This is a genomic window from Micromonospora sp. CA-263727 (assembly GCF_050942455.1).
Lineage (GTDB): Bacteria > Actinomycetota > Actinomycetes > Mycobacteriales > Micromonosporaceae > Micromonospora.
The window spans coordinates 6354894-6378719 of the sequence record NZ_CP192031.1; the positions used below are offsets into that span (position 1 = coordinate 6354894).

Below are 23826 nucleotides of genomic sequence, written 5' to 3' on the forward strand. Positions count from 1 at the left end.
GCCGGCCCCTGCCCGCCGGGGGTCAGCCGGTGAGGGCCAGGGCCAGTGGTAGGACGTCGGGAGCACCGGCGCGGCGGAGTTCGCGGGCCGCCATGGTCATGGTCCAGCCGGTGTCGATCAGGTCGTCGACGAGAAGGATCGGGGCGGCCAGGTCGGCGAGGGCGTCGGACAGGGCGTCCGGGACGGTGAGGGCGCCGTGCAGGGCGCGTACCCGCTGGGCGCTGTTGCCGCGCGGGCCGCCGCCGGCCGGCGGCCCGGCCGCGGTCACCCGGCCCAGCAGGGGCAGCCGCCCGACGGCGGCGATCCGTTCGGCCAGCGAGCCGACCAGCAGCGGGTGGGTACGCGAGTCGACCGCGACCACCCCCGCCGGGCGGCTCGGCCACGGGTCGTCGCCGTGCGCCCACGACTTGAGCACCTCGATCACCGCGGCGGCCACGTCGTCGGGCACGGTGCCGTCCGGCGCATCCGGCCCGACCAGGCCCCGCAGCCGCCCACCCCAGCCGAGGTCGGAGAGCCGCCCGACGGCCCGGCCGGGCAGCGCCTGCTCCGCCGGAGCGATGCGCCCCTTCAGCGGTACGCCGACCGCCGACAACCCGGTCGGCCAGAGCTTCTTTGGCGCGATCTGGACGCCGGGACGTCCGAGGAAGTTCTGCGCGGCGGTCAGCGCGGCCGGCGACACCTCGGGTGGGAACAGTGCCACCGCGCAGCGGTCACACCGGCCACAGTCGACGGCCTCCGCGTCGTCCAGGCATTCCCGCAGGTACCGCATCCGGCAACCGGTCGTCGACGCGTACCCGAGCATGGCCTGCTGCTCGGCGGTGCGAGCGGCGGCGACGCGGCGCAACCGGGCCGCGTCGTAGACCCAGGGCTCGCCGGTGGCGAGCCAGCCACCGCGCACCCGGCGGACCGCGCCGTCCACGTCGAGCACCTTGAGCATCAGCTCCAGCCGGGCCCGACGCAGGTCGACCAGGGGTTCCAGGGCCTGGGTGGAGAGCGGCCGGTCGGTGTGCAGGGCGGCGAGCACCGTGCGGACCTGCTCCTCGGGCGGGAAGGCGAGCGAGGCGAAGTAGCGCCAGATGGCCGCGTCCTCGGTGCCGGGCAGCAGCAGCACCTCGGCGTGCTCGACGGCCCGGCCGGCCCGGCCGACCTGCTGGTAGTACGCGATCGGCGACGGTGGCGCGCCCAGGTGCACCACGAAACCGAGGTCCGGCTTGTCGAAGCCCATGCCGAGCGCGCTGGTCGCGACCAGCGCCTTGATCTTGTTGTCGAGCAGGTCCTGCTCGGCGGCGCGGCGGTCGGCGTCCTCGGCCTGCCCGGTGTACGCGGCCACCGGCCAGCCCCGCGACCGCAGGAACTCGGTGGTCTCGGTCGCCGAGGCGACGGTCAGCGTGTAGACGATGCCCGAGCCGGGGAGCCGGTCCAGGTGGTCGGCGAGCCAGCCGAGCCGGTGTGCCGGGCTCGGCAGGTCGAGTACGCCCAGCCGTAGCGATTCCCGGTCCAGGCTGCCCCGCAGCACCAGGACGTCCGGCCGCGGCCCGGCCGGCGCGGCCAGCTCGGTGCCGAGCTGCTCGGCCACGTCCTGGGTGACCCGGGCGTTGGCGGTGGCGGTGGTCGCCAGCACCGGCGTCTGCTCTGGCAGGTTGCCGAGGAAGGTCCGCAGCCGGCGGTAGTCCGGCCGGAAGTCGTGCCCCCAGTCCGACACGCAGTGCGCCTCGTCGACCACCAGCAGGCCGGTGGTGGCCGCCAGCCTCGGCAGTACACCGTCCCGGAAGTCCGGATTGTTGAGCCGTTCCGGGCTGATCAGCAGCACGTCCACCACACCCGCGTGGATCTCGCCGGTGATCTCGTCCCACTCGTCGAGGTTGGCCGAGTTGATGGTCCGGGCCCGGATGCCGGCGCGCGCCGCGGCGTCGACCTGGTTGCGCATCAGCGCCAGCAGCGGCGACACGATCACCGTCGGGCCGGCCGGGCGGGTTTCGCCGCCCTGGCGCAGCAGCGCGGTGGCCACGAAGTAGACCGCGGACTTGCCCCACCCGGTGCGTTGCACGCAGAGCACCCGCCGCCGGTCCACCACCAGCGCCTCGATCGCCCGCCACTGGTCCTCGCGGAGCCGGGCGTCCGCGCCGGCCAGCCGCCGCAGCACCGCCTCGGCCCGCTGCCGGACCGCCGTCCGTTCCTGGCTCATCCGGCCTTTCTACCAGCGCCCGCCCCGTCCCGGCGGCCCTGTCATACGATGCCCGTTCGAGCCGCGAGAGAGAGACGAGATGACTCAGCGAACCGGCACCACCACGATCATCCGGCGCTCCGCGGTCACGGCGGTCGCCCTGCTGGCTGCGACCCTGGTGGCCGGCTGCGACGTCAAGTTCGGCCGGGAGGCGGCGCCGCCGGACCCGAAGCAGCAGCTGCTGGCGGCGGTGCCGAACGAGCAGGATCTGCCCTTCCGCTTCACCACCAGCGACGCCTCGGGCGACGTCTCCGGTGTGGTCGACCCGGCAAACCGCGGCATGGACATCGACACCGTCACCGAGGACAAGGACTTCACCCTGGAGATGTCCTTCCGGATGGTCGAGTCACGCACCTGGATGAAGGTCAACTTCAAGGGTGCCCAGGACATCCAGAAACTGATGAAGCTGCCCACCAAGTGGATGGAGCTGGACCCGACAAAGATCGAGGGCCCGGATTCCCTGCCCACCTACGAGGGCACCGACCCGGGCAACGCGGAGGCGATCATCCGCGCGGCCACCGACGTCCAGGCCGGCGAGGGTGGCACGTACAGCGGTCTGATCGATCTCGCCACCGCGCCGGAGCTGGCGGATGCCCTGGAGGGTGTGGTCACCCTCGGCGACGACGCCGCGCAGATCCCGCTCAGCGCGGTCGTGGGCGCGGACGGCAACCTCTCCTCGCTCACGCTGGAGATCCCGGCGGCCGGCAAGCAGAAGGAGTCGACGTACGTCGTCGAGTACTTCGACTTCGGCAGCGCCCCCGAGATCGTCGCCTTCACCGAGGACGAGGCACAGAAGGCACCCACCGCCGCCTACGACCTCCTGAACGGCTGACCCCGGTCCCCGAGGCGCAGGGAGTTGCGGAGCAGGGCGAGGCGGGGGGCGAGGCTGGCCAGGCCGCCGGGGAAGAAGTAGACGGCCAGGATGAAGACGGTGCCGAGGACGAAGAGCGGCTGGGAGAGCGGCCGGCTGAGAAAGGCCGGCAGCGCGTTCACCGCGTCGGAGGTGCCGAAGGACACCAGGCGGTGGTCCAGGTACATGTAGAGGATGCCGCCCAGCACCGGGCCCCAGCGCGTGCCCGGCCCGCCGAGCACCACCATCACCAGCAGCGACAGGGTGAGTTCGCTGCTGGTGATGTGCGGCGAGGCGCCGCCGACGATCAGGCAGTAGACCACCCCGCCGGCCGCCGCGAGGCCGCCGGCCAGGGTGAAGGCGACCAGCTTGTAGCGGTACGGATCCAGCCCGAGCACGCCGATCCGCCGCTCGTCGTCCCGCACCCCGGCCAGCACCCGTCCGGTCGGCGAGCCGGTCACCCGGTGCACCACGAAGACCACCACGACCAGGTACGCCAGCGCCAGCCAGTACAGGTTGACCGTGTTGGCGACCCCGACCAGCCCGGCCGGCAGCCCGGCGACATCCAGCGGCAGCCCCTCCTCGCCGCCGGTGAGCCCGCCGAAGTCCCGGGCCACCAGGATCGCCCCGACCTGGGCGAAGGCCAGCGTCACCATGGCGAAGGCGATGCCGACGGTACGCAACGCCACCGCGCCGACCAGGCCGGCGAGAGTGGTCCCACCGACGATCGCCAGTGGCGCGGCCTGCCAGAGTGGCAGCCCGGCCCGGGTGATCAGGATGTCGGTGCCGTACACCCCGGCGGCGAAGTAGAGGGCGTGCCCGAAGGAGAGCATCCCGGTCCGCCCGAAGAGGAGGTCGTACCCGGCCGCCAGGCCGCCGAAGACCAGGCAGACGGCGAGCAGTTGCAGGGTGCCCGGCGAGTTCAGCGCGCCCTCCAGGATGCCCGGCAGGTGCAGCGTCGAGTACGGCAGGAACAGCGCCACGGCCAGCACGGCCAGCGGCAGGAACGGGCGGATCCGGGCCCACCGGGTCGACGCGGCGGTCGGCTCCGGCGGTGCCGCGGCAGGCGTCGACACTTCGGGACTCTTGACCTCGGTCATGCCGTAGCCACCTTTCCGGCAATGCCCTGCGGGCGCAGGAGCAGCACCACGGCCAGCAGCGCGACTACGCAGATGTCGCCCAGCCCGGAGGTGCCGTAGTAGTTCACGAACTGTTGCAGCAGCCCGACCGCGACCGCCGCGTACGCGGACCCGACCACCGAGCCCATGCCGCCGATGACCACCACGATGAACGCGAAGATCAGCAATGAGCCGCCCTGCTGGGGCGAGACGGTGCCGAAGTAGACGCTGCCCAGCGCCCCGGCCAGCGCCGCGGCCGCCCCGCCGATGGCGAAGACCAGGGTGAACGCCTTGCGTACGTCGATGCCCAGCGCGGTGACCATCTCCCGGTTCTCCACTCCGGCCCGGATGATCAGGCCGTAGCGGGTCCAGCGGAGGAAGGCCAGGATCGCGCCGAGCACCAGCGCCGCGGCGACGATGAGCAGCAGCCCCCCGTTGGGCACCTGCGCACCGAGGATCGACGTCACCTGCCGGGTCCACTCCGGGCGGGGGAACGGCCGGGCGTCCGCCCCCCAGGTGGCCTGCAACAGCGCCACCCCGGCCAGCGAGAGGCCCACGGTGACCAGCACCTGCTCGATGGTGCGGGAGTAGAGCGGCCGGATCAGCACCAGCTCCACCAGCACCGCCATCAGCGTGCCGGCGGCCACCCCGAAGGCGACCGCCACCACGAAACCGAAGCCTTCCGGCCCGGCGCCGGGCAGGTTCCCGGCCGCCCACCAGGTGGCGTACGCGCCGACGCCGAGGAAGAGCCCGTGCGCGAAGTTGAGCACGTCGGCCAGGCCGAAGACCAGCGACAGGCCGGAGGCGACGAGGAAGTAGAGCGCCGCCAGGCCGAGCCCGGTCAACGTCAACAGGATGATCGTGTCCATCAGTGGTGCACCTCCGCCGAGCCGACGCCGAGCAGCGACCTGGTCAGCGCGGTCTCCCGCAGCAACTCCTGGGCGTCACCGGTCCAGGCCACCCGGCCGGCGGCGAGCACCACCGCGTCGCGGGCCAGCCGCCGGACCACGGCCAGGTTCTGTTCGACCAGCAGCACCGGTACGGATTCCGCCACCCGTTCCAGCACCTCGGCCACCTCGGTCACCACCTTCGGCGCCAACCCCTTGGTCGGCTCGTCGACCAGCAGCAGCCGGTTGTCGTTGAGCAGCACCCGGCCGATGGCGAGCATCTGCTGCTGCCCGCCCGACAGCGAGCCGGCCCGTTGCCGGGCCCGCCGCTCCAGCTCGGGGAAGAGCGCGAACACCCGGTCGTACGCCGGGGTGGTGCCGCGCCGCTCGGCGAGCCGCAGATTTTCCGCGACGGTGAGCCCGGCGAAGACGCACCGGTCCTCCGGCACGTAGCCGAGCCCGCCGCGGACCAGGCGGTGGGTCGGTTGGGAGAGCAGGGTCTGCCCGCCCATCCGGACCGTGCCCTGCGCCTCGCCGTTGCGGGGGGTCAGCCCGACGACGGCACGCAGGGTGGTGGTCTTGCCGACGCCGTTGCGGCCGAGCAGCACGGTCACCCCGGTGGGCCCGACCGTGAACGACACCCCCTGGAGGATGTGCAGCCCGGCGATCCGGACCGACAGCGCCTCCACCGTCAAGATCGGCTCCATCAGAGCGACTCCCCCAGGTACGCCTCTTGCACGGTCGGGTTGGCCATCACCGTCTCCGGGGTGTCGCAGGCCAGCAGCGCGCCGTGGTGCATCACGGCGATCCGGTCGGCCAGCTCCAGGATCACGTCCATGTGGTGCTCGACCATCAGCACCGCTCGCCCGCTGTCCCCGGTCAGCGACCGGATCACCCGGACCAGTTCCGGCACGTCCTCGGCGCTGACCCCGGCCATCGGCTCGTCCAGCAGCATCACCCGTGGTTCGCCGGCCAGCAGCAGGGCGATCTCCAGCTTGCGCTTCTCGCCGTGGGCGAGGGTGCCGGCAAGCGCCGTACCCCGGTGGGTCAGGCCGACCCGGTCGAGCGCCGCGTCGGCGGCGGCGGCCACCTCCCGGTCGGCCGCCGCCCGCCGCCACAGCTTCATCGAGCCCCCGCGGTGCGCCTGTACGGCGAGCCGGACGTTCTCCCGCACGCTGAGCGAGCCGAAGACCGAGGACGCCTGGAAGGTACGACCCAGCCCGAGGCGGGCCCGCCGGTGCGGCGGGAGGGCGGAGATGTCCCGCCCGTCCAGGGTGACCCGACCTTCGGTGGCCCGGCGCAGGCCGGTGATCAGGTTGAACAGTGAGGTCTTGCCGGCGCCGTTGGGCCCGATCACGCCGAGGAACTCCCCGGGCGCCAGGTCGAGGTGGACGGAGTCGACGATGGCGACCTCACCGATCCGCCAGGTCAGACCGCGGGTGGCGAGCATCCTTTCGTCAGCCCTTCATCGCCTGGACCGGCGGGGCGGTCTCGTCACCGGCGAGCGCCTTCTGGGCGCTGGCGGTGAAGGTGTCGCCGCTGCCGGTGAGGCTGGCCTGGTACATCGGCTGGAGCAGGGCGTGGTCCTCGGCCCGGATGGTCATGGTGCCCTTCACGCCCTCGAAGCTCCACCCCTCCAACGCGGTGATCATCTTGTCGACGTCGTCGCCCCCCTCCTGCACGGCCCGGACCACCATCTGCGCGGCGGCGAAGCCGTCCGGGTGGAACAGGTCGAGCGTGCCGCCGGGAATCTTCGCCTTCGCGGCCTTGGCCGCCTCGGTGTCGCTGGCCCCGTCGAAGTAGTGCGAGAGGAAGGAGATCTTGCTGCCGGCCGCGCCGAAGGTGGGCCACGAGGCGCGGATGTCCAGCCCGGTGACGACCGTGGTGGCGGTGAGTACGCCCTGCTGGTCGAGGGTCTGCCACATGGCCGGGGCGGTGGTGCCGGCCCAGGCGACGAAGAGCAGGTCCGGCTTGGCGGACTTGATCTGGCTGGCGAACGGGGTGAACTCGGTCGCGCTGGCCGGGGCCCGCACGGCGCTGACGGTCGCGCCGGCACCACCGATGACGGCCTTGACGGCCGCCTCGTTGGCGTCGCCGAACGCACCGTCCTGGGCGAAGACCACGACCTTCTTGCCGGCCGGGTCACCGATGAACGACCTGGCGGTCACCACGTCCTGGTACGACTGCCGGCCGGAACGGAACGTGTACCTGTTCGCGCCGGTCACCGCGTCGGTGGCGGCCGGCCCGGAGATGAACAGGACCTGGTTCTGGGCGGCGATCGGGGCCACCTGGAGCGCCACGCCGGACGCCGTCGAACCGGCGATGATCTTGTGCCCCTTGCCGATCAGGTCCTTGGCCGCAGAGACCGCCTTCGCCGGGTCACCCGCGTCGTCGACCTCGGTGATCTCGATCGCCCGGTCGCCCACCTTGTTGCTGCCGTTGGTGGCGAAGTCCAGGCCGGCCCGGAACCCCTCGATGTACTGCTTTCCGTAACTGGCCAGCGCTCCCGACTGGGAGTAGACCAGACCGACCTTCACCGGGGCGGCGCTGTCGCCGCCGCCGTTGGCGGTGTCCTGCGGGCTGCCACAGGCCGTGGCGGCGATCGCCGCGGCCATCATCGTTGCGGCGGACAGCAACACCCGCCGCGTCGTCCGGACCGTCATTGCGACTCCAGGTGAGAATTCAGGGGGAGGAAACCTTATGTGTCGGCTCACGCTAGAAGTGACGTCACCCACGGGCCATGTGGCGGAAACACACAAGTAACAGGGGTGGGGTGGCCCTCGGTTACAACCGCGATGACCAGACGGTGACGGCCCAGCAGGACGATGGTCCACGGTCCCACGGCGACGGGCGGCCGTGTGTCGCCCCCCGCCACTACCGTCGCCGAACCGCACGGGCCCGGGTGACCGTGCTGAAGTCACGTCAGGCCCCGGGCGATCGACAGGGCCCGTCGTGGTCGGCCAGGCGGCAGCATCGGCCCCCGCCGTCGGGCGGACGGTCGCAGAACACCCAGTGGCCCGACCGCGCCCGTGTGGGGCTTCCGGGCCCGCCCCTGCCGCAGCGGCAACTTCCCTGATGTTGCTGGGTCAACTCAAGTCGAGACAGCAACATCAGGGAAGTTGCGGTGCCGAGCGGCGCGAGCGGGCCGTCGTCCGGGTGGGGCGGGGTGGGGTGGGATGGCGAGGCGGGGCGGGGGGCGGGGTGAGAAGCGGGTTAGCGGCGGGGTAGGGCGGCGCGGGCGGCCACGGCGGTGTCGGGGTGATCGGTGAAGACGCCGTCCAGGCCGAGGCGGTAGAAGAGTTCGTATTCGGCCTGGATGTCGCCGCGGGCGTTCGGGTCGGCGCCGATGCGGAAGTCGACCGGAAGGAACTGATTCTCCGCCCGGAAGGTCCAGGCGTGCACGATCAGCTTCTCCTTGTGCGCGTCGCGGACCAGCGTGGTCGGGGCGAGCAGCTTGCCGGCGGCGTCGCGCGGCACGATCAGGTTCTTGTGCGCACCGATCCCGTCGGCGTACCGGGCGATCCACTTCAGGCCGGCGGGGGTGGCCAGGTCACGGTACGTGCGGGGGTCGCCGGAGACGGTGAAGTCGTACGGGCGGCCGGCGGCGTCGAGCAGCTGGGCCAGGCGTACGTCGATGATCCGATCCAACCGCCGCAGGTTGGCCGTCTCGAAGGACTGGATGATGACCGGCGCGGACCGTTTCGTCCAGCCGGCCCGGCGGAGCACCTCGACCAGCGGCTCCTCCAGGGGCAGCCCGATCGAGGCGAAGTACGTCGGGTGCTTGGTCTCCGGGTAGACGCCGATCACCCGGCCCCGGGCCTTCCCCTCGGCCCTGGCCAGGTCGATCACCTCCTGGAAGGTGGGCACCTGGAACTGGCCGTCGAAGGCGGTGTTGGTCACCCGCACCTGTGGCAGCCGCTCCTTGGCGCGCAGCGTCCGCAGCTCGGCGAGGGTGAAGTCCTCGGTGAACCAGCCGGTCACCGACACGCCGTCGATGGTCCGGCTGGTCCGGCGATCGGCGAACTCGGGCCGGGTCGCCACGTCGGTCGTACCGCTGATCTCGTTTTCGTGCCGGGCGACCAGCACGCCGTCGGCGGTCGCGACCAGGTCCGGTTCGATGTAGTCGGCGCCCATCCGGATCGCCAGCCGGTACGCCTCCAGGGTGTGCTCCGGCCGGTAGCCGCTGGCACCCCGGTGGCCGATCACGACCGGCTGGTCGCCGGCCCGCGCCGGGTCCGCGTCGCCCGGCGGCCTTGCCGAGGCGACCATCGTGGGCGTGGCCACCGCGCCGGCCAGCAGGGCCACCGACACACCGAGGACGGAAAGGGTACGTCGCAAAGCGGTCTCCTCTCATCGATGGAACCCGCTCAGCAGACCCTTCCGTCCTGACCGAAGGTTGGTGCTTACCTGACCATCCGGTGAATCCTCGGGATTTCGGTTTCCGCACCCTGATATCGGGTGGAGTCAGAAGATTGTCTGGTGCGCCGGCAACTTCGTCACCCCGTACGGCTGGTGCCGCTCGGGTTCCTGGTGGCGATCATGCTCGGCACCGTCGCGCTGATGCTGCCCCTGGCCACGGTCGAGGGGAAGAACGCACCATTCGTCACGGCGTTGTTCACCTCCACCTCGGCGACCTCGGTCACCGGCATGGCGATCACCGACACCCCGCACTACTGGTCCGGCTTCGGGCTGGCACTGATCACCATCCTCACCCAGCTGGGTGGCCTCGGCATCCTGACCGGCGCGGCGCTGGTGATCCTCACCGTGTCGCGGCAGCTCGGCCTGCGCAACCGGCTGCTCGTGCAGGCCGAGTCCGCGGAGTACCGTCCCGGCGACGTACGTCGCCTCCTGGCACACATCGCCGCGACGGTGCTGGCCTGCGAGGCGGTGATGACGGCCATCGTCACCGCCCGACTCTGGCTCGCCTACGACTACCCGCCGTGGCGCGCGCTCTGGTCGGCCACCTTCCATTCGGTCCAGGCTTTCAACAGCGGCGGCTTCTCGCTCTACTCGCACGGCCTCCTGGGCTTCTCCGGCGACCCGTGGATCCTCCTGCCGCTCACCTTCGGCGGCATCATCGGCGGGCTCGGCTTCCCCGCGCTCTTCGAGGCGGCCCGCGGGTGGCGTCGGCCGGTCCACTGGGGAGTCGCCACCAAGTTGACCATCTGGGGCACGGTCGTCCTCCTCGTCTTCGGCTCCCTGATCCTGCTGATCGCCGAGTGGACCAACCCGCAGAGCATCGGCCGGCACGGCGTTCCCGGCAAGGTCATGGACGCCTTCAGTCAGCTGGCCCTCGGCCGGTCCGCCGGTTTCGAGGTCATCCCGATCGATGCGCTCCGGGAGGAGAGCTACCCCCTGCTGATCGCCCTGATGTTCATCGGCGGCGGCAGCGCGAGCACCACCGGCGGGATCAAGGTGACCACCTTCTTCCTCCTCGCCTTCGTCATCTGGGCCGAACTGCGCGGCGAGCCGGACGTCACGGTCGGGCAGCGCCGGGTCGCCACGTCCAGCCAGCGGCAGGCGCTCACCGTCGCCCTGCTCAGCGTCGCCGTGGTGGTGCTCGGCACATTCCTGCTGATTCTGATCACCCAACACGTCGCCTTCTACCGGGCGCTGTTCGAGGTCACCTCGGCATTCAGCACCGCCGGCCTGTCGGTCGGACTCGCACCGTCGCTGCCCGCCGAAGGGCAACTGCTGCTGACCACACTGATGTACATCGGCCGGGTCGGGCCACTCACCCTGGGATCCGCGATCGCCCTGAACACCCGACGACGGCTGTACCGCTACCCAGAGGAGCAACCCATTGTTGGCTAAGGGCAAGGAACGGGAAGGCATAGTGGTGATCGGGTTGGGGCGCTTCGGCTGGCACCTCACCGACTCGCTGGTCAAGCTCGGCCACGACGTGCTGGCCGTCGATCGCAACGCCGAGCAGGTGCAGAAGTGGTCGAGCCAGCTCGACCGGGTCGCCCAGGCCGACGGCACCGAGGAGCAGGCGCTACGGCAACTCGGGGTAGCGGATCTCCGCCGCGCGGTGGTCGCCATCGGCGCTTCGGTGGAGGCCAGCGTGCTGACCGTGCTCGCGCTGGTCGAACTCGGCGTGCCGGAGATCTGGGCCCGGGCGACCTCCGGGCAGCACGCGAAGATCCTTTCCTCGGTCGGCGCCCACCACGTGATCTTTCCCGAGCGGGAGACCGGAGAACGGGTGGCCCACCTGATCGTCAGCAACCTGCTCGACTTCATGGAGTTCGGCGACGCCTTCGCCATCGCCAAGATGCGGGTGCCCCGAGCGCTGGTCGGTCAGGTACTGACCGAGTTGCAGCTGTTGGACCGGTACGGGATACGGGTCATCGGGATCAAACCGCCGGACGAGGGCCGGTTCCGCTACGTCTCCGACGGTCTGGCACTCGACCAGGACAGCACGCTCATCGTCGAGGGGACCATCGACCAGATCCAGCGCTTCTCCGCGCTTCACTGACCGCCTGCCGGCCCGGCGTTCGGCCTATCCGCCCTCGCCGGGGCTCGCCGGCTTCGGCTGCTCCTTGCCCGGCTCGGCCTCCTTCCCGGCCCCCGTCTCCTTCCCCGGCTTGGCTGCGGCCCCCTCCGACTTCGCCTTGGCGCCGTCCGGCTTCGCCTTGGGCCCCTCCGACTTCGCCTTGGCGCCCTCCGGCTTCGCCTTGGAGGCTGGCTTGGCCTTGGCGGAGGCTGGCTTGGCTTTGGCGGAGGCCGGCTTGGCCTTGGTGCCACCGGCGCCGCCGGACCCGGCCGCGGCCTTGACCGACTTGGCGGGCGTCGGCTTCGGGCTCGGGGCGGTGCCGGCGATGCCGGAGACCTGCACCCCGCAGAGCGCGTCACCGATCCGGAACTCCACCGGGAGCGGATTTACCCCGGTGTACGTCCCGGTCAGGGTCACCTTCTCGGTGGCGCCCGGCGCCAACGCCGGCCGTTTCGGGGCGGCCTGCACGGCGACCGCCCGCCCCTGCTGGCGTACCGACGCGGGTTTCGCCCCGGTCACCTGCTGCTGGCTGGGGAAGGCGAACCGCATGGTCCAGTCACGCAGCTCCCGGTCGCCGGTGTTGGTCAGGCTCAACTCGGCGGTGAAGTCCTTGCCGGAGTCCTTGCGCAGCGCGTACGCGACCTGGCAGGGAATCCGCTGCTCGCCACCCATCCGGGCCTGGGTCGGCCGGTCGATGCCCCCGCTGGCCGGGCGGTACGAGGTGACGCCCCAGACCGTCACCGTCACCGCCATCAGCGCGGCGGCGGCCAACACCGACTCGACCCGACGGCGACGGTCCAGCGTGCGGCGGGTGCGCAGGCCGACGAAGGGCAGCGCGCCGGTCGCCGCCGACCAGGGCAGGATCGTGGTCCCGGCACCGGCCAGCAGCATCGGGTCGGCCTCGCGGTCGGCGGCGGGCACCGGCACGATCGGCGCCTTTCCGGCCGCCTCGCCGAGGGTCCGGGCCAGCTCGGCGGAGGCCGGCCGGTCCGTCGGCCGCTTCGCCAGGCAACGGTGGACCAGGTCGGCGACCAGGTCGGGCAGGTCCGGCACCGGCGGCATCGGCTCGGGCTTGCGGTACATGTGCGCCCGCAGCATCTGCGTGGTGGTCTCGGCCTGCCAGGGCAGCCGGCCGGTGAGCATCCGGTACAGCAGCAGCCCGACCGCGTAGACGTCGGTGGCCGGGCTGACCTGGCCGTCGTCGAGCCGTTCCGGCGCGAGGTAGGCCGGGGTGCCGAGCAGGGTGCCGTCCGGACCCTTCTCGCTCTCCCCGACCAGCGCCGAGATGCCGAAGTCGACCATCTTCACCCCGGTGGCGGTGAGCATCACGTTGCCGGGTGTGACGTCCCGGTGCACCACACCGCGGGCGTGCGCGGTGGCCAGCGCGGAGGCGACCTCCGCGGCCACCGTCACCGCCTCCCGCCAGGGCAGGCGGCGGTCGCGGCCGAGCCGCGCGGTGAGCGGGCCGCCGTCGATCAGCTCCATCACCACGTACGGCACGGCCAGCCCGGCCTGCTCGGACTCGCCGTAGTCGTACACGTTGGTGATGTTGGGGTGGCAGAGTCGGGCGGCGGCCTGGGCCTCGATCCGGATCCGGTGCCGGAACGCCCGGTCGCTGGCCAGCCGCGACGCGAGCACCTTGACCGCCACCTGGCGGCCGAGCACCTCGTCGTAGCCGCGCCAGACCACCGACATCCCGCCCGCGCCGAGTTGCTCGATGAGCCGGTACCGCTCACCGAGCAGCTGCGCGCCCCTGCCTGTCCCGCCACCCATGGTCGGCGTTGTTGCCCGACGCGAACCCGGCTACACCTTTCTGGGCGGATTCGGTCGGCGATATCACCCGATCAGGCGGTCGCGAGCAGTTGGTCCACCGGGGCGTAGTCGTCGGTCAGCACCATCGCGTCACCGACGAAGTCCGCCAGATCACCGCCGGAGAGGAGGCTGACCGGCTCGTTGCCGGCGTCCAGCCGGGCCCGCACCGCCGCCAGCGGCAGCGGCGAGTCGGAGGCCATGATGACGAAATTGGCGCCCCGTTCACCGGCCAGCGCCTCCGGCGGCGCGACCAGCGCGACGTGCCGGAACTCGGCGGCGACGGTCGCCACCTCGCTGCGGATGAACCGCAGCGGCGGGTAGTCGATGACGTTCTGCACGTACACCCCGGTGGGCCGGGTGACCCGCCGGATCTCCGCGGCCATCTCCCGGGTGGCCAGGTGCCAGGGCACCACCAGGTGCCCGAAGGCGTCGCCGACCACCAGGTCACGGCTGCCGGTCGGCTCCGCGGCCACCAGCAGCCGGGCGTCGCCCACCACCGCCCGCAGGTCCGGCCCCTGGCGTACGCCGAGCCGCCGCTCGCCCAACTCGACCAGCCCGCCGTCGATCTCGAAGACCAGGTTGTCGGTGCCGGGCCGGGTGGCGGTCAGGTAGCGCGGCACGGTGAACCCGCCCCCGCCCAGGTGCAGCGCGTCGAGCCGCTGGCCCGAGGGGGCGACCACGTCGGCCACCGCCCCGATCCACCGGGTGTACGCGTACTCCAGGTGGGTCGGATCGGCCAGGTCCACGTACGAGTGCTGGGCCGAGTTGAGCAGCAGCGTCCGCCCGCTGGCCCGGCCGGGGTCGGCCTCGACCCGGGCGCAGTGGTAGGCCGTCTCGACGTCGCACGGGTTCGGCGCGACCATGGTCAGCCCGGCCCCGGCCAGGCCGAGCACCGCCAGGGCGGCCTTGAGCCGGGCCGGGCCGGGCAGCGCCGCCTTGTCCTGCCGGTGCAGGTACACGCCGAGCGCGATCCCGGTGATGCCGAGCGAGGCGGCCAGCCCGAACAGGATGACCGTGCTGGGCAGGGCGGCCACCAGCACGAAGCCGGTGACCAGGGTGGCCGTGACGGCGCCCAGCGTGCCGATGCCGGAGAGCCGGCCGACCACCTGACCGGTCCGCCGCAGATCGGCGAGCTGGAGCTTGACCACCAGCGGGCTGACCGCGGAGAGCAGCATCGCGGGCGCGAAGACGGCCACCGCGACCAGCAGCAGCACGCCGCTGACCGCACCGCCGCGCAGCACCTCGCCGGCGTACCGCACCGCGGGCAGGGTGATCGCGGTGGCGATGCCGGAGAGCACCAGCGCCGGCGCCAGCAGGGTGCGCGGGTTACGCCGGTCGGCCAGCCAGCCGCCGGCCCACGCCCCGTACGCGATGGCGGCCAGCGCGATGCCGATGACCGAGCTGGTCACCTGGAGGGTGACCCCCACGTACGGCCCGACCAGGCGCAACGCGGCGGTCTCCAGGACCAGGACGGCACCGCTGGAGTAGAAGACCAGGAACGCGGCGAGCCCGTTGGGCAGGGCCCGCGGCGCCGTCGGTTCGGAGGGCGCGGACGGGACCGCGAGGTCCGGCGATCGAGAGTTCACCGTGGCGATGGTACGCAGCGACCGGCGGGGCACGGGTCAGTACATCGAGAGATGAACATGGTTCGTGTGGTCGGCGGCGGGGCTGCCGCTGCCGCCGTACGCCCGCCACCCGGTGCCCGGGTGCCAGATCTGCCGGTACCAGATCACGTAGAGCACGCCGAGCCGGTCGGCGTTGCGGACGTGCCAGGCCGCCAGGCTGTCCCCGTACGACTTGTCCCCGCCGGTGGCCGACCGGTTCTCGAACCCGTTGGTGGCGGCGGCGAAGTCGCAGGCCCGGCCCTTGGGGTGCTCACCCGAGCCGCCGCTGCGGTAGCAGGAGACGTGCCGCTTGTAGCCGGCGGCCTGGGTCTGCTGGAGCGCGTGCAGGGTGCGCGGCGTGATGCAGCCGGAGGTGGTCGGGTCGTTCACCGAACAGGACTCGCTCGGCCAGGAGCCGTCGGAGTTGCGCGGGGCCGGCTTCGCCGACGTGGAGCTGCCGCCGCTGAAGCCGCCGCTGCTGCCCGAGCTGACCGCCGCCAGGGCCGACTCGGCCTCTTTCTTCTTCTTCGCCATCACGGCGAGCTGCTTGGTCTGCTCGCGCACCTCGGCGTTGATCGCGAGCTTGGCCTGCCGGGCCTCCTCGCGCGCCTCGGACAGCTCGCGTACCCGGCGTCCGTCCCGCTGGGCCATCATGTCGAGGCTGGCGGCCCGCTGCACGAACGCCTCCGGGCTGGCGCTGTCCAGCAGCACGGCCGCCGCGCTCAGCCGGCCGACCCGGTAGGACTGCGCCGCCACCTCACCGACCTGGACGTTCAGCTCGACCAGCCGGCCCTCCACGTCGGCCAGCTCGGTCGCCAGCTGCTTCTGCTTGCGCTTGGATCCGTCGAGCTTGCGCTTGGCCTCGATGTGCGCCTTGGCGGTGGCCTCCAGGGCGTCCCGCAGCTTCTTGCTGCCCCCCTCGTTGGGCTCGGCGTACGCCGGCACGGCACCGACCCCGACCAGCAGCGCCACGGCGGCGAGCAGGGTGATCAGCGGCCGATGAGCACGCCGCCAGATAGGCATGGACCTGCGCACGAAAGCATCCTTCCGTCGGCCGCCGGCCCCCGGTGAGATCACTGCGCGGCGGCGGCCCTCGCCGGCGCCGGTCGGCGGCCTGCTGGCGAAGACCGCCGGTCAGGATACCGGACCCACCCCCCACCACCAGCCCCCCGACCCCGGCGCCCCGCCAACTATCGACCCACCGCAACCCCGCCCCCACCCTCCGGGGTCAGCTGGCGAGGAGGGCGGCGTGGACCTCGGTCCAGATCTGGTCGTCGACGGCCACCAGGAGACCGTGGTCGGTGCCGGTGGGGTGGTAGTCGGTGCCGTCGAACCGGCGGGCCACCCCGCCCGCGGCCCGGACCAGGAAGGTGCCCGGGCCGTGGTCCCAGGGCAGGGTGCGCCAGAAGAGCACGAACTGCTGCCGACCGGTGAGCAGGTCGAGGTACTCGCGGCCGGCGCAGTGCTGGCCCGGCAGCAACTCGCCGATCCGCGCGCCGCCCGCCTCGACCCTGCGCCGGATGGGCTCCGGGAGGAACCTGGTCATCGCGGCACCCCGCAACGCGCCGACCGGCGGCGCGGTGGGCAGCCGCAGCGGGCGTCCGTCCAGGTACGTCCCGGCACCGCTGCGCGCGGTGGCCAGCGTCCCGGCCAGCGGGTCGAGCACCCAGCCGGCGACCGGTTCGCCGTCGGTGATCAGGGAGACCATCAGCACGAACGGGCACCGGCCCGCGGCGAAGTTGGCGGTGCCGTCGATCGGGTCGACCAGCCAGACGTCGCCCGCGGACCGCACCTGACCCAGCAGGCCGGGGTCGTCCGCCACCGCCTCCTCACCGACCACGACCGAGCCCGGCCGCAGCCGGCGCAACCCGGCGGTGATCATCTCCTCGGCCCGGCGATCGGCGACGGTGACCAGCTCACCGGGGGCCTTTTCGGTCACGTCGGCCGCGCCGAGGTGACGGAACAACGGCAGTACGACTCGGTCAGCGGTCTCCCGCAACAGCCCGGCGACGTCGTCGAGCAGGGTGTCAGCCACGCGGCGGCAGCTTCACCACGCTGACGAAGAACTCGTCGATCTGCCGGACCACCGCGATGAACCGCTCGAAGTCGACCGGCTTGGTCACGTAGGCGTTGGCGTGCAGCTGGTAGCTACGCAGGATGTCCTGGTCGGCCGCCGAGGTGGTCAGCACCACCACCGGGATCCGGCAGAGCTGCTCGTCCTTCTTGATCTCCTTCAGCACCTCCCGGCCGTCCCGGCGGGGCAGGTTCAGGTCGAGCAGGATCAGGTCGGGCAGTACCGCGTCGGCGTACTGGCCCTCGCGGCGCAGGTAGGCCAGCGCCTCGGCGCCGTCGGAGACGACGTTCAGCCGGTTGCGCAGCTTGTGCTCCTCGAACGCCTCCCGGGTCATCAGCACGTCACCCGGGTCGTCCTCGACCAGCAGCACCTCGATCGGGCTGTTGCCGTCCGCCGGCGCGGTCATCCCACCGCCTCCTTCACGCCACCTGTTCCGCCACTGTCCGACGCGCCGCCGCGCTCCGTCGCATCGCCGCGCTCCGTCGCATCGCCGCGCTCCGGCACATCGCCGGGGCGCGGCACGTCGGCGGGTGCCGTCCCGCCCGCGTCGGCCGAGGGCCGTTCCGCCGGCTGGCCAGCGGCCTCCCCACCGACCGTACCGTCACCGGCGGACGGCGCTGCGCCGGCTCCGGCGTCGGCCTGCTCGGCCTCGACGTCGGCCGGCAGCGCGGGCAGCGTGAACCGGATCGCCGCGCCCTCGGGGACATCGGTTTCCACCCAGACCCGGCCGCCGTGGTATTCCACGATCTTCTTGACGATCGCCAGCCCGATCCCGGTGCCCGGGTACGCGTCCTTGGCGTGCAGCCGCTGGAAGATCACGAAGATCTTGTCGGCGAACTCCGGCTCGATCCCGATGCCGTTGTCCTGGCAGGTGATCTCCCACTCCGCGCCGACCAGCCGGGCCGAGACGTGCACCGCCGGCGACACGTCGGGCCGGCGGAACTTGACCGAGTTGCTGATCAGGTTGACCAGCAGATTGGTCAGCAGCGGCTCCTCGCCACGGATCACCGGCAGCTCACCCCAGGTCAGCTCGGCGTCAGCGTACTGCCGGGCCGGCTCGGTCTGGGCGGCCACGTCCTCCATCAGGCGGTTCAGGTCGACGTCGGTGAAGCCGGTGGTGAGCCGACCGATCCGGGAGAAGGCCAGCAGGTCGTTGATCAAACGCTGCATCCGCTGCGCACCGTCCACCGCGAACGCGATGTACTGGTCGGCCCGCTCGTCGAGCCGGCCCGCGTACCGCCGCTGCAACAGCTGGCAGAAGCTGGCCACCTTGCGCAGCGGCTCCTGCAGGTCGTGCGAGGCGACGTAGGCGAACTGCTCCAGGTCACGGTTGGACCGGGTCAGCTCCTCGGCCTGCTTCTGCAACTGCGTGTTGACCCACTCGATCCGCTCCCGGGCCTCGCGCACCTCGGAGAGGTCCGCCGCGATCTTCTGGCGCATCGCATCGACGTCATCGCCGAGTTGCCGGAACTCCGGCGGCCCGCTGCCGGCGATGTGGTGACGGTAGTCGCCGGTGGCGACCAGCCGGACCTGCCCGGCCAGGTTGGTCAGTGGGCGCAGCACCATCCGGTCCAGCGAGAGCAGCAGCGCGATGGCGGCCAGGGCGACCACCAGGGCGGCGACGATGAGGAGTACGACCAGAAGGTTGCCGGTCCGCTCCACGTCCCGGGCGGTCTCCTCCCGGGCGGCGAAGATCTCGTCCTGGAGCGCGGCGACCGCGTTGCGCAGCTCGTCGAAACGCTGCCGGCTGTCGTCGTTCAGGAGCGCCTGAGCCGCGGCGGTGCCACCCGTGTTGGTGGTGTCGATGACCGGCTGGGCGACGGTCCGCCGCCACTCGTCCGCCTGCCGCTCGACCACCAGCAGGTCCGCCTCGATGCCGGGATAGCTGGTGGCCAGTTCCCGGATCTGCGCCGCGGTCGCCCGCTCCTGCGCCAGGCCCTGCTCGTACGGGGTGAGGTCTTCGGGGTCGGCGGTCACCGCGAACCCGCGGACCCCGGTTTCCTGGTCGAGCAGGGCGTTGAGCATCTCCTGGCCCTGCACCCGCAGCGGCCCGACCCGCGTCAGCAGCACGTCGGTGTACTCGCGGTTCTTGGTGGCGACGTACGCCTCGGCCCCCGCGACGCTGAGCAGCATCGCGCCGACCATGCCGAGCAGCACCAGCACCCGGCGCCGCAGGGTCCACGTGCCGGCCCGGATGCTCATCGGCCGCCACCCCGGGTGACCAGCAGCATCGCCACGTCGTCGGCGAACGGTCCGCCGTTGAGCTGCTCGGCCCGCCCGACCAGCCACGGCGGCAGCTCGGGCAGCGGGACCGTCCGGCTGGCCGGCTCGGCGAGCAGCGCGGTCAGGCCGGGTACGTCGAGGCGCTCGTCGCCCTCGCCCACCCGGCCCTCGATCAGGCCGTCGGTGTACATCAGCAGGGACCAGTCGTCGGTGTCGAATTGCAGGTCGAAGGCGACCGGCCGGCGTGGGCGTACGCCCAGCAGCAGGCCACCCGGCGCCGGCACCGGCGTCACCCGGCCCCCGGCGAGCAGCACCGGCGGCGGATGGCCGGCCAGCCGGACCGTCGCCCGGTTGGCGGCGAGGTCCAGCCGGACCGTCGCGACGGTCGCGAAGATCTCCTGGAGTCGGCGCTCGCTCATCAGCACCTGTTCGAGCGCGGGCAGCACCTCGTCGTCCGGCACCCCGGCGAGGATCAACGCCCGCCAGGCCACCCGCAGCTCGACGCCGAGCGCCGCCTCGTCCACCCCGTGCCCGCAGACGTCGCCGACGATCAGGTCGACCCGGTCGGGACGGGTCTGCACCACGTCGAAGAAGTCCCCGCCGATCAGGGCGGCGTGCCGGCCCGGCCGGTAGAAGGTGTGCACCGCGATCTGGTCGGTCGACATCAGCGGCTGGGGCAACAGGCCGCGTTCCAACCGCGCCGACTCGGCCTGCCGCAGCTCCACCTCGCGCAGCCGGCGGGCGTTCTCGTCGGCCCGCTTGCGCTCCACCGCGTAGCGCAGCGCCCGGGTCAGCAGCACCCCGTCCACCTGGCCCTTGACCAGGTAGTCCTGCGCCCCCTCGGCGACCGCGACGGTGCCCAGGTGCTCGTCGGAGCGGCCGGTCAGCACGCAGACCGCCGCGCTGCCGGACATCTCCAGCACCCGCCGCAGGCCGTCCAGCCCCTGCGCGTCGGGCAGGCCGAGGTCGAGCAGGACGCAGTCCACGCCGGCGATCCGCTGGCGGGCCTCGCTCAGGCTGGTGGCGACCAGCAGCTCGATCGCCGAGTTCGTCTCGGCCAGCAGCTCACCGACGAGGAACGCGTCGCCCTCGTCGTCCTCGACCAGCAGCACCCGCAGCCGCTCGCCGGGCGGCAGGTTCGGATTGCTGCCCAGACCTCCCTGCGGGTACGGCCACGACACGACGGAGGGACCGGTTGTACCGGTCCCCCGGTGCGGCCGGGTCGCCGCCGCGACGGGCGGGAGATCGCTGGTGATGTCGGGCTCCTTCCGAGTGCCCTGCTGATCCTGTATTAGACAACGTTCGCACACAACACACCGGAGCGCCCCGGGGCGGCATGGAGGATGATGTGCACCCCAGGTCCCACCCCCGAGGAGCCACCGTGGGCGCACCCCCCAGCCCCGCCGCCGGCCGCGTCTTCGCCCGGCCCGCCCGCCGCCCGCTCGCCGCGTTGGCAGCGCTCGTCGCGCTCCTCGCCGTCGGCGCGGGCGTTCTCTCCGGCCTCCGCCCACCGGCGCCGGTGCCGGCCGACGCGCCGGCCGAGGAGTTCAGCGCCGGCCGCGCGTACACCCATCTGCCGGTCGTCGCCGGCCGGACGCACGTCGCCGGCAGCCCGGCCAACGACGCGGTCCGCGCCCACCTGGAGACCGTCCTGCGCGGCCTCGGGTTGGAGACCGAGGTGCAGGACACCGTCGCCGAGGAGGCCGGCCAGCTCAGCGGCGCGGCCGGCGGGGCCACCCTGGCCCGGGTCCGCAACGTGATCGCCCGGCTGCCCGGCACCGGGCCCACCGGCACGGTGTTCCTGGTCGCCCACTACGACGCGGTGCAGACCGGCCCCGGCGGCAACGACGACGGCGCGGGGGTCGCCACCATCCTGGAGGTGGCCCGTGCGCTGACCAGCGGCCCCCGCCCCCGCAACGACGTCGTCCTGGTGCTCACCGATGCCGAGGAGGCGTGCCTCTGCGGAGCTTCCGCGTTCGCCGCCGACCATCCGCTGGCCGCCGGCAAGGGAGTGGTGCTCAACCTGGAGGCGCGCGGCCGTACCGGCCCGGTGATCATGTTCGAGACCTCGCCGCGGAACGCCGCCCTGGTCGACGTCTTCGGCCGCGCCGCGCCGCACCCGGTGGGCACCTCGTTCGCGGTGGAGGTCTACCGCGCGCTGCCCAACGACACCGACTTCACCGCCTTCCTGGACCACGGGTTCGTGGGGCTGAACTCGGCGTACCTCGACGGCGGCGCGATCTACCACACCCCGCTGGACACCCCGGCCTCGATCGACCGGGCCAGCCTCCAGCACCACGGCGACAACGCGCTGGGCCTCGCCCGCGAGTTCGGCCGGATCGACCTGGGCGCCCTGCGCTCGGGCCACGACGCCACCTACTTCCCGGTCCCCGGCGGACTGGCCCGCTACCCGGGCTGGCTGGTGCTGCCGTTGGCGCTGCTGGCACTGGCCGGTGTGCTGGCGCTCGGCTGGCTGGCCCGGCGGCGGGGGCGGGTCACCGTCGGCCGGCTGGCCGCCGGGTTCGGGCTGGCCCTGGTGCCGATCGTGGTCGCGCCGGTCGGCGCCCAGTTGCTCTGGGCGGCGGTCACCGCCGTCCGGCCGGGCTACGCCGAGCTGCTCGACCCGTACCGGCCGATCTGGTACCGGTCGGCCGTGCTGGCGCTCGCCGCCGCGGTCCTGTTCGCCTGGTACGCGCTGACCCGCCGCCGGGTCGGCCCGGCCGCGCTGGCCATCGGCGGGCTGGGCTGGCTGGCGCTGCTCGGCGTCCTGCTCGCCGTCCTGGCCCCCGGCGGGGCGTACCTGGCGACCGTGCCGGCGCTGGCCGGCGTCCTCGCCGGCCTGCTGGCGGTGGCCACCCGCGTCGACGGTCCGGTACCGGTCATCGCGGTGACCGTCGGTGCCGCGGTGGCGGTGGTCGTCCTGCTGCCGACCGTGGTGCTGCTCTTCCCGGCGCTGGGCATGGAGATGGGCGGCGTCGCCGCCCTCTTCGCGGTGCTGCTCGGCCTCGCCGCGCTGCCGGTGGTGGACCTGCTGCACCCGGAGGCCGGCGGCCAGCGGGGGCTGGTGGCGCTGCGGGCCCGCCGGCTCGGCGCGCTGCCGGCCGGCGCCGCCGCGCTGGCGGCGGTGGTGTTCGCCGGGGTCGGGCTCGCCGTCGACCGGTTCGACGCCGCACACCCCACGCCCACCCACCTGATGTACGCGCTGGACGCCGGCACCGGCCAGGCCCGCTGGCTCAGCCACGAGTCCGCGCCACAGCCCTGGACCGACGGATACGTCGACGGGCCGGTCTCCGTCGCCGACGACTTCCCCGGCCTCGGCGGTGGCGACCTGCTCGGCGGCCCGGCGCAGGCCGCCACCCTGCCCGCCCCCCGACTCGACGTGCTGGCCGACACCACCACGGCCGGCGAGCGCACCCTGCGGCTGCGGCTCACCCCGCAACGCCAGGTACGCCTGGTCACCCTGCACGTCGACACGTCCACCGCCGAGGTGCGGCGCGCCGAGGTCGCGGGCCGGCCGGTGCCGGTGGAGCAGCGTGCCGGCCGGTGGGGTTTCGGCGTGGTCTTCCACGCCCCGCCAGCCGAGGGAGTCGAGATCACCCTGACGGTCACGCCGCGCGACGGGCAGGTCCGGCTGCGGGCGATGGACGCCAGCGACGGCCTGGAAGACGTGCCCGGCTTCCGGCCCCGCCCACCCGGCGTCGGCATCGCCGGCTCCCACACCTCCGAAATGCTCGCCGTGGCCCGCACCTACCCCCTGTAGCTCGCCGCCGGGCCCGGCGGGCTCCCGGGCGGTCAGGCGTCCTGGGGTTGGCCGGCACCGTCGCGCCGCCAGCGGTTGCCATCATGATCCGTGAAGGTCAGCTCCACGGCGACCTGGTCGGCGGTCTCCAGCCGATGCTCGGCGCCGAGGTCGATGAACACCTCGTGGCTGGACCGTCCGTGGATCCGGGGCACGAATCGAGCCGTTCCGGAAACGGCGACGTCGGGTTGACCGATCGTGTGCCATGTCAATTTGGGCATTACGGAGACATCCAGCACGGGCGCGTCACTTTCGTTGGAAATGACCACCCGCACGATGGAACTTCCACGCTTCTCGACAACCGCCGAGACCAGCCGGGCATGACTCGCCCGCGCTCTCTGCTCGTCGGCCCGACGCGCCCTGATCTCCCGGCGCAGTCCCACATACACGAAGAGCACGCTCCCCACCGAGCCGACGGCACCGAACCAGTCCGGCACGGTGCCCCAATCGATCACGCTCTGAAAATTCGACCAGCCCATAGCCACATGGTCGTCGGCACGGACAAGTGCGGCTTCGGTCGCGCTTCGATCGCGCTTCGATCGCCTCCGGTCGTTCACAGCGACAATTTCTTTCAATGGGAATCCCGCAAGTTCGCGCCGTCCGAACAGAGGGATCGGATTTGGGCACCGCAGACCGGATCGATATCCTGAGCAACGAGGCAGCGACTGGCATCCCGACACCACCCCGAAGTCGATATCCCGTCGTCCGCCGTACCATTCCGGCGAATTCGGCACCGAAGGGG

General features: G+C 72.6%; 19 protein-coding genes. 4 read left to right on the forward strand and 15 right to left on the reverse strand.

Annotation, left to right across the window (positions count from 1 at the left end; all coding sequences use genetic code 11):
* Nucleotides 1-22 precede the first annotated feature (22 nt).
* Complete coding sequence (locus tag ACQPYA_RS27890) at nucleotides 23-2185, reverse strand: DEAD/DEAH box helicase (RefSeq protein ID WP_433529990.1); 2163 nt, start codon at nucleotides 2183-2185, stop codon at nucleotides 23-25.
* Between the two features lie 79 nt (nucleotides 2186-2264).
* Between ACQPYA_RS27890 and ACQPYA_RS27895 the strand changes: the two genes are divergently transcribed.
* Nucleotides 2265-3056, forward strand: coding sequence for a hypothetical protein (locus ACQPYA_RS27895; RefSeq protein WP_433529991.1), 792 nt, complete (start codon nucleotides 2265-2267; stop codon nucleotides 3054-3056).
* On the opposite strand, the gene ACQPYA_RS27900 is transcribed toward ACQPYA_RS27895, so the two are convergent.
* The 6 genes from ACQPYA_RS27900 to ACQPYA_RS27925 all read right to left on the reverse strand — a co-directional run bounded on the left by ACQPYA_RS27900 (nucleotide 3035) and on the right by ACQPYA_RS27925 (nucleotide 9417).
* On the reverse strand, nucleotides 3035-4174 hold the full coding sequence (locus ACQPYA_RS27900) for a branched-chain amino acid ABC transporter permease (protein ID WP_433529992.1): 1140 nt from the start codon (nucleotides 4172-4174) through the stop codon (nucleotides 3035-3037). The genes ACQPYA_RS27895 and ACQPYA_RS27900 overlap by 22 nt on opposite strands.
* Nucleotides 4171-5061, reverse strand: coding sequence for a branched-chain amino acid ABC transporter permease (locus tag ACQPYA_RS27905; protein ID WP_433529993.1), 891 nt, complete (start codon nucleotides 5059-5061; stop codon nucleotides 4171-4173). The genes ACQPYA_RS27900 and ACQPYA_RS27905 overlap by 4 nt, the downstream gene beginning before the upstream one ends.
* Nucleotides 5061-5786, reverse strand: coding sequence for an ABC transporter ATP-binding protein (locus ACQPYA_RS27910; protein WP_433529994.1), 726 nt, complete (start codon nucleotides 5784-5786; stop codon nucleotides 5061-5063). Before ACQPYA_RS27910 ends, ACQPYA_RS27905 begins: the two co-directional genes overlap by 1 nt.
* A complete protein-coding gene (locus ACQPYA_RS27915) occupies nucleotides 5786-6529 on the reverse strand; it encodes an ABC transporter ATP-binding protein (RefSeq protein WP_433529995.1) in 744 nt (247 codons plus the stop codon). The genes ACQPYA_RS27910 and ACQPYA_RS27915 overlap by 1 nt, the downstream gene beginning before the upstream one ends.
* A 7-nt stretch (nucleotides 6530-6536) precedes the next feature.
* Nucleotides 6537-7742: a substrate-binding domain-containing protein gene (locus ACQPYA_RS27920; protein WP_433529996.1), complete on the reverse strand. Its 1206-nt coding sequence runs from the start codon at nucleotides 7740-7742 to the stop codon at nucleotides 6537-6539.
* A gap of 550 nt (nucleotides 7743-8292) precedes the next feature.
* Entirely contained in the window at nucleotides 8293-9417 is a 1125-nt protein-coding gene (locus tag ACQPYA_RS27925) for a glycerophosphodiester phosphodiesterase (protein ID WP_433529997.1), read from the reverse strand.
* A 201-nt stretch (nucleotides 9418-9618) separates the two neighbouring features.
* Here ACQPYA_RS27925 and ACQPYA_RS27930 point away from each other — a divergent pair, with 201 nt between their 5' ends.
* Together ACQPYA_RS27930 and ACQPYA_RS27935 are read left to right on the forward strand one after the other, a co-directional pair.
* Nucleotides 9619-10893, forward strand: a complete 1275-nt coding sequence (locus tag ACQPYA_RS27930) for a TrkH family potassium uptake protein (protein WP_433533654.1) — start codon at nucleotides 9619-9621, stop codon at nucleotides 10891-10893.
* Nucleotides 10883-11554, forward strand: a complete 672-nt coding sequence (locus tag ACQPYA_RS27935; RefSeq protein ID WP_433529998.1) for an NAD-binding protein — start codon at nucleotides 10883-10885, stop codon at nucleotides 11552-11554. The genes ACQPYA_RS27930 and ACQPYA_RS27935 overlap by 11 nt, the downstream gene beginning before the upstream one ends.
* Nucleotides 11555-11578: 24 nt before the next feature.
* On the opposite strand, the gene ACQPYA_RS27940 is transcribed toward ACQPYA_RS27935, so the two are convergent.
* The 7 genes from ACQPYA_RS27940 to ACQPYA_RS27970 form a co-directional block, all read right to left on the reverse strand.
* A complete protein-coding gene (locus ACQPYA_RS27940) occupies nucleotides 11579-13345 on the reverse strand; it encodes a serine/threonine-protein kinase (protein WP_433529999.1) in 1767 nt (588 codons plus the stop codon).
* Nucleotides 13346-13416: 71 nt separating this feature from the next.
* Entirely contained in the window at nucleotides 13417-14970 is a 1554-nt protein-coding gene (locus ACQPYA_RS27945; protein ID WP_433530000.1) for a fused MFS/spermidine synthase, read from the reverse strand.
* Nucleotides 14971-15006: 36 nt separating this feature from the next.
* Nucleotides 15007-16011, reverse strand: a complete 1005-nt coding sequence (locus ACQPYA_RS27950; RefSeq protein ID WP_433533655.1) for a coiled-coil domain-containing protein — start codon at nucleotides 16009-16011, stop codon at nucleotides 15007-15009.
* Nucleotides 16012-16216: 205 nt separating this feature from the next.
* Nucleotides 16217-17023: an inositol monophosphatase family protein gene (locus tag ACQPYA_RS27955; protein WP_433530001.1), complete on the reverse strand. Its 807-nt coding sequence runs from the start codon at nucleotides 17021-17023 to the stop codon at nucleotides 16217-16219.
* Nucleotides 17016-17468: a response regulator gene (locus tag ACQPYA_RS27960; RefSeq protein ID WP_433530002.1), complete on the reverse strand. Its 453-nt coding sequence runs from the start codon at nucleotides 17466-17468 to the stop codon at nucleotides 17016-17018. Before ACQPYA_RS27960 ends, ACQPYA_RS27955 begins: the two co-directional genes overlap by 8 nt.
* A complete protein-coding gene (locus ACQPYA_RS27965; RefSeq protein WP_433530003.1) occupies nucleotides 17465-19264 on the reverse strand; it encodes a sensor histidine kinase in 1800 nt (599 codons plus the stop codon). The genes ACQPYA_RS27960 and ACQPYA_RS27965 overlap by 4 nt, the downstream gene beginning before the upstream one ends.
* A complete protein-coding gene (locus tag ACQPYA_RS27970) occupies nucleotides 19261-20466 on the reverse strand; it encodes a PP2C family protein-serine/threonine phosphatase (RefSeq protein WP_433530004.1) in 1206 nt (401 codons plus the stop codon). Before ACQPYA_RS27970 ends, ACQPYA_RS27965 begins: the two co-directional genes overlap by 4 nt.
* Before the next feature lie 200 nt (nucleotides 20467-20666).
* On the opposite strand from ACQPYA_RS27970, the gene ACQPYA_RS27975 reads away from it, so the two are divergent.
* Entirely contained in the window at nucleotides 20667-23045 is a 2379-nt protein-coding gene (locus ACQPYA_RS27975) for a M28 family peptidase (RefSeq protein ID WP_433530005.1), read from the forward strand.
* Nucleotides 23046-23077: 32 nt separating this feature from the next.
* Here the strand turns inward: ACQPYA_RS27975 and ACQPYA_RS27980 are convergent, their stop codons facing one another.
* Nucleotides 23078-23659, reverse strand: coding sequence for a hypothetical protein (locus ACQPYA_RS27980; RefSeq protein ID WP_433530006.1), 582 nt, complete (start codon nucleotides 23657-23659; stop codon nucleotides 23078-23080).
* Between the last annotated feature and the right edge of the window lie 167 nt (nucleotides 23660-23826).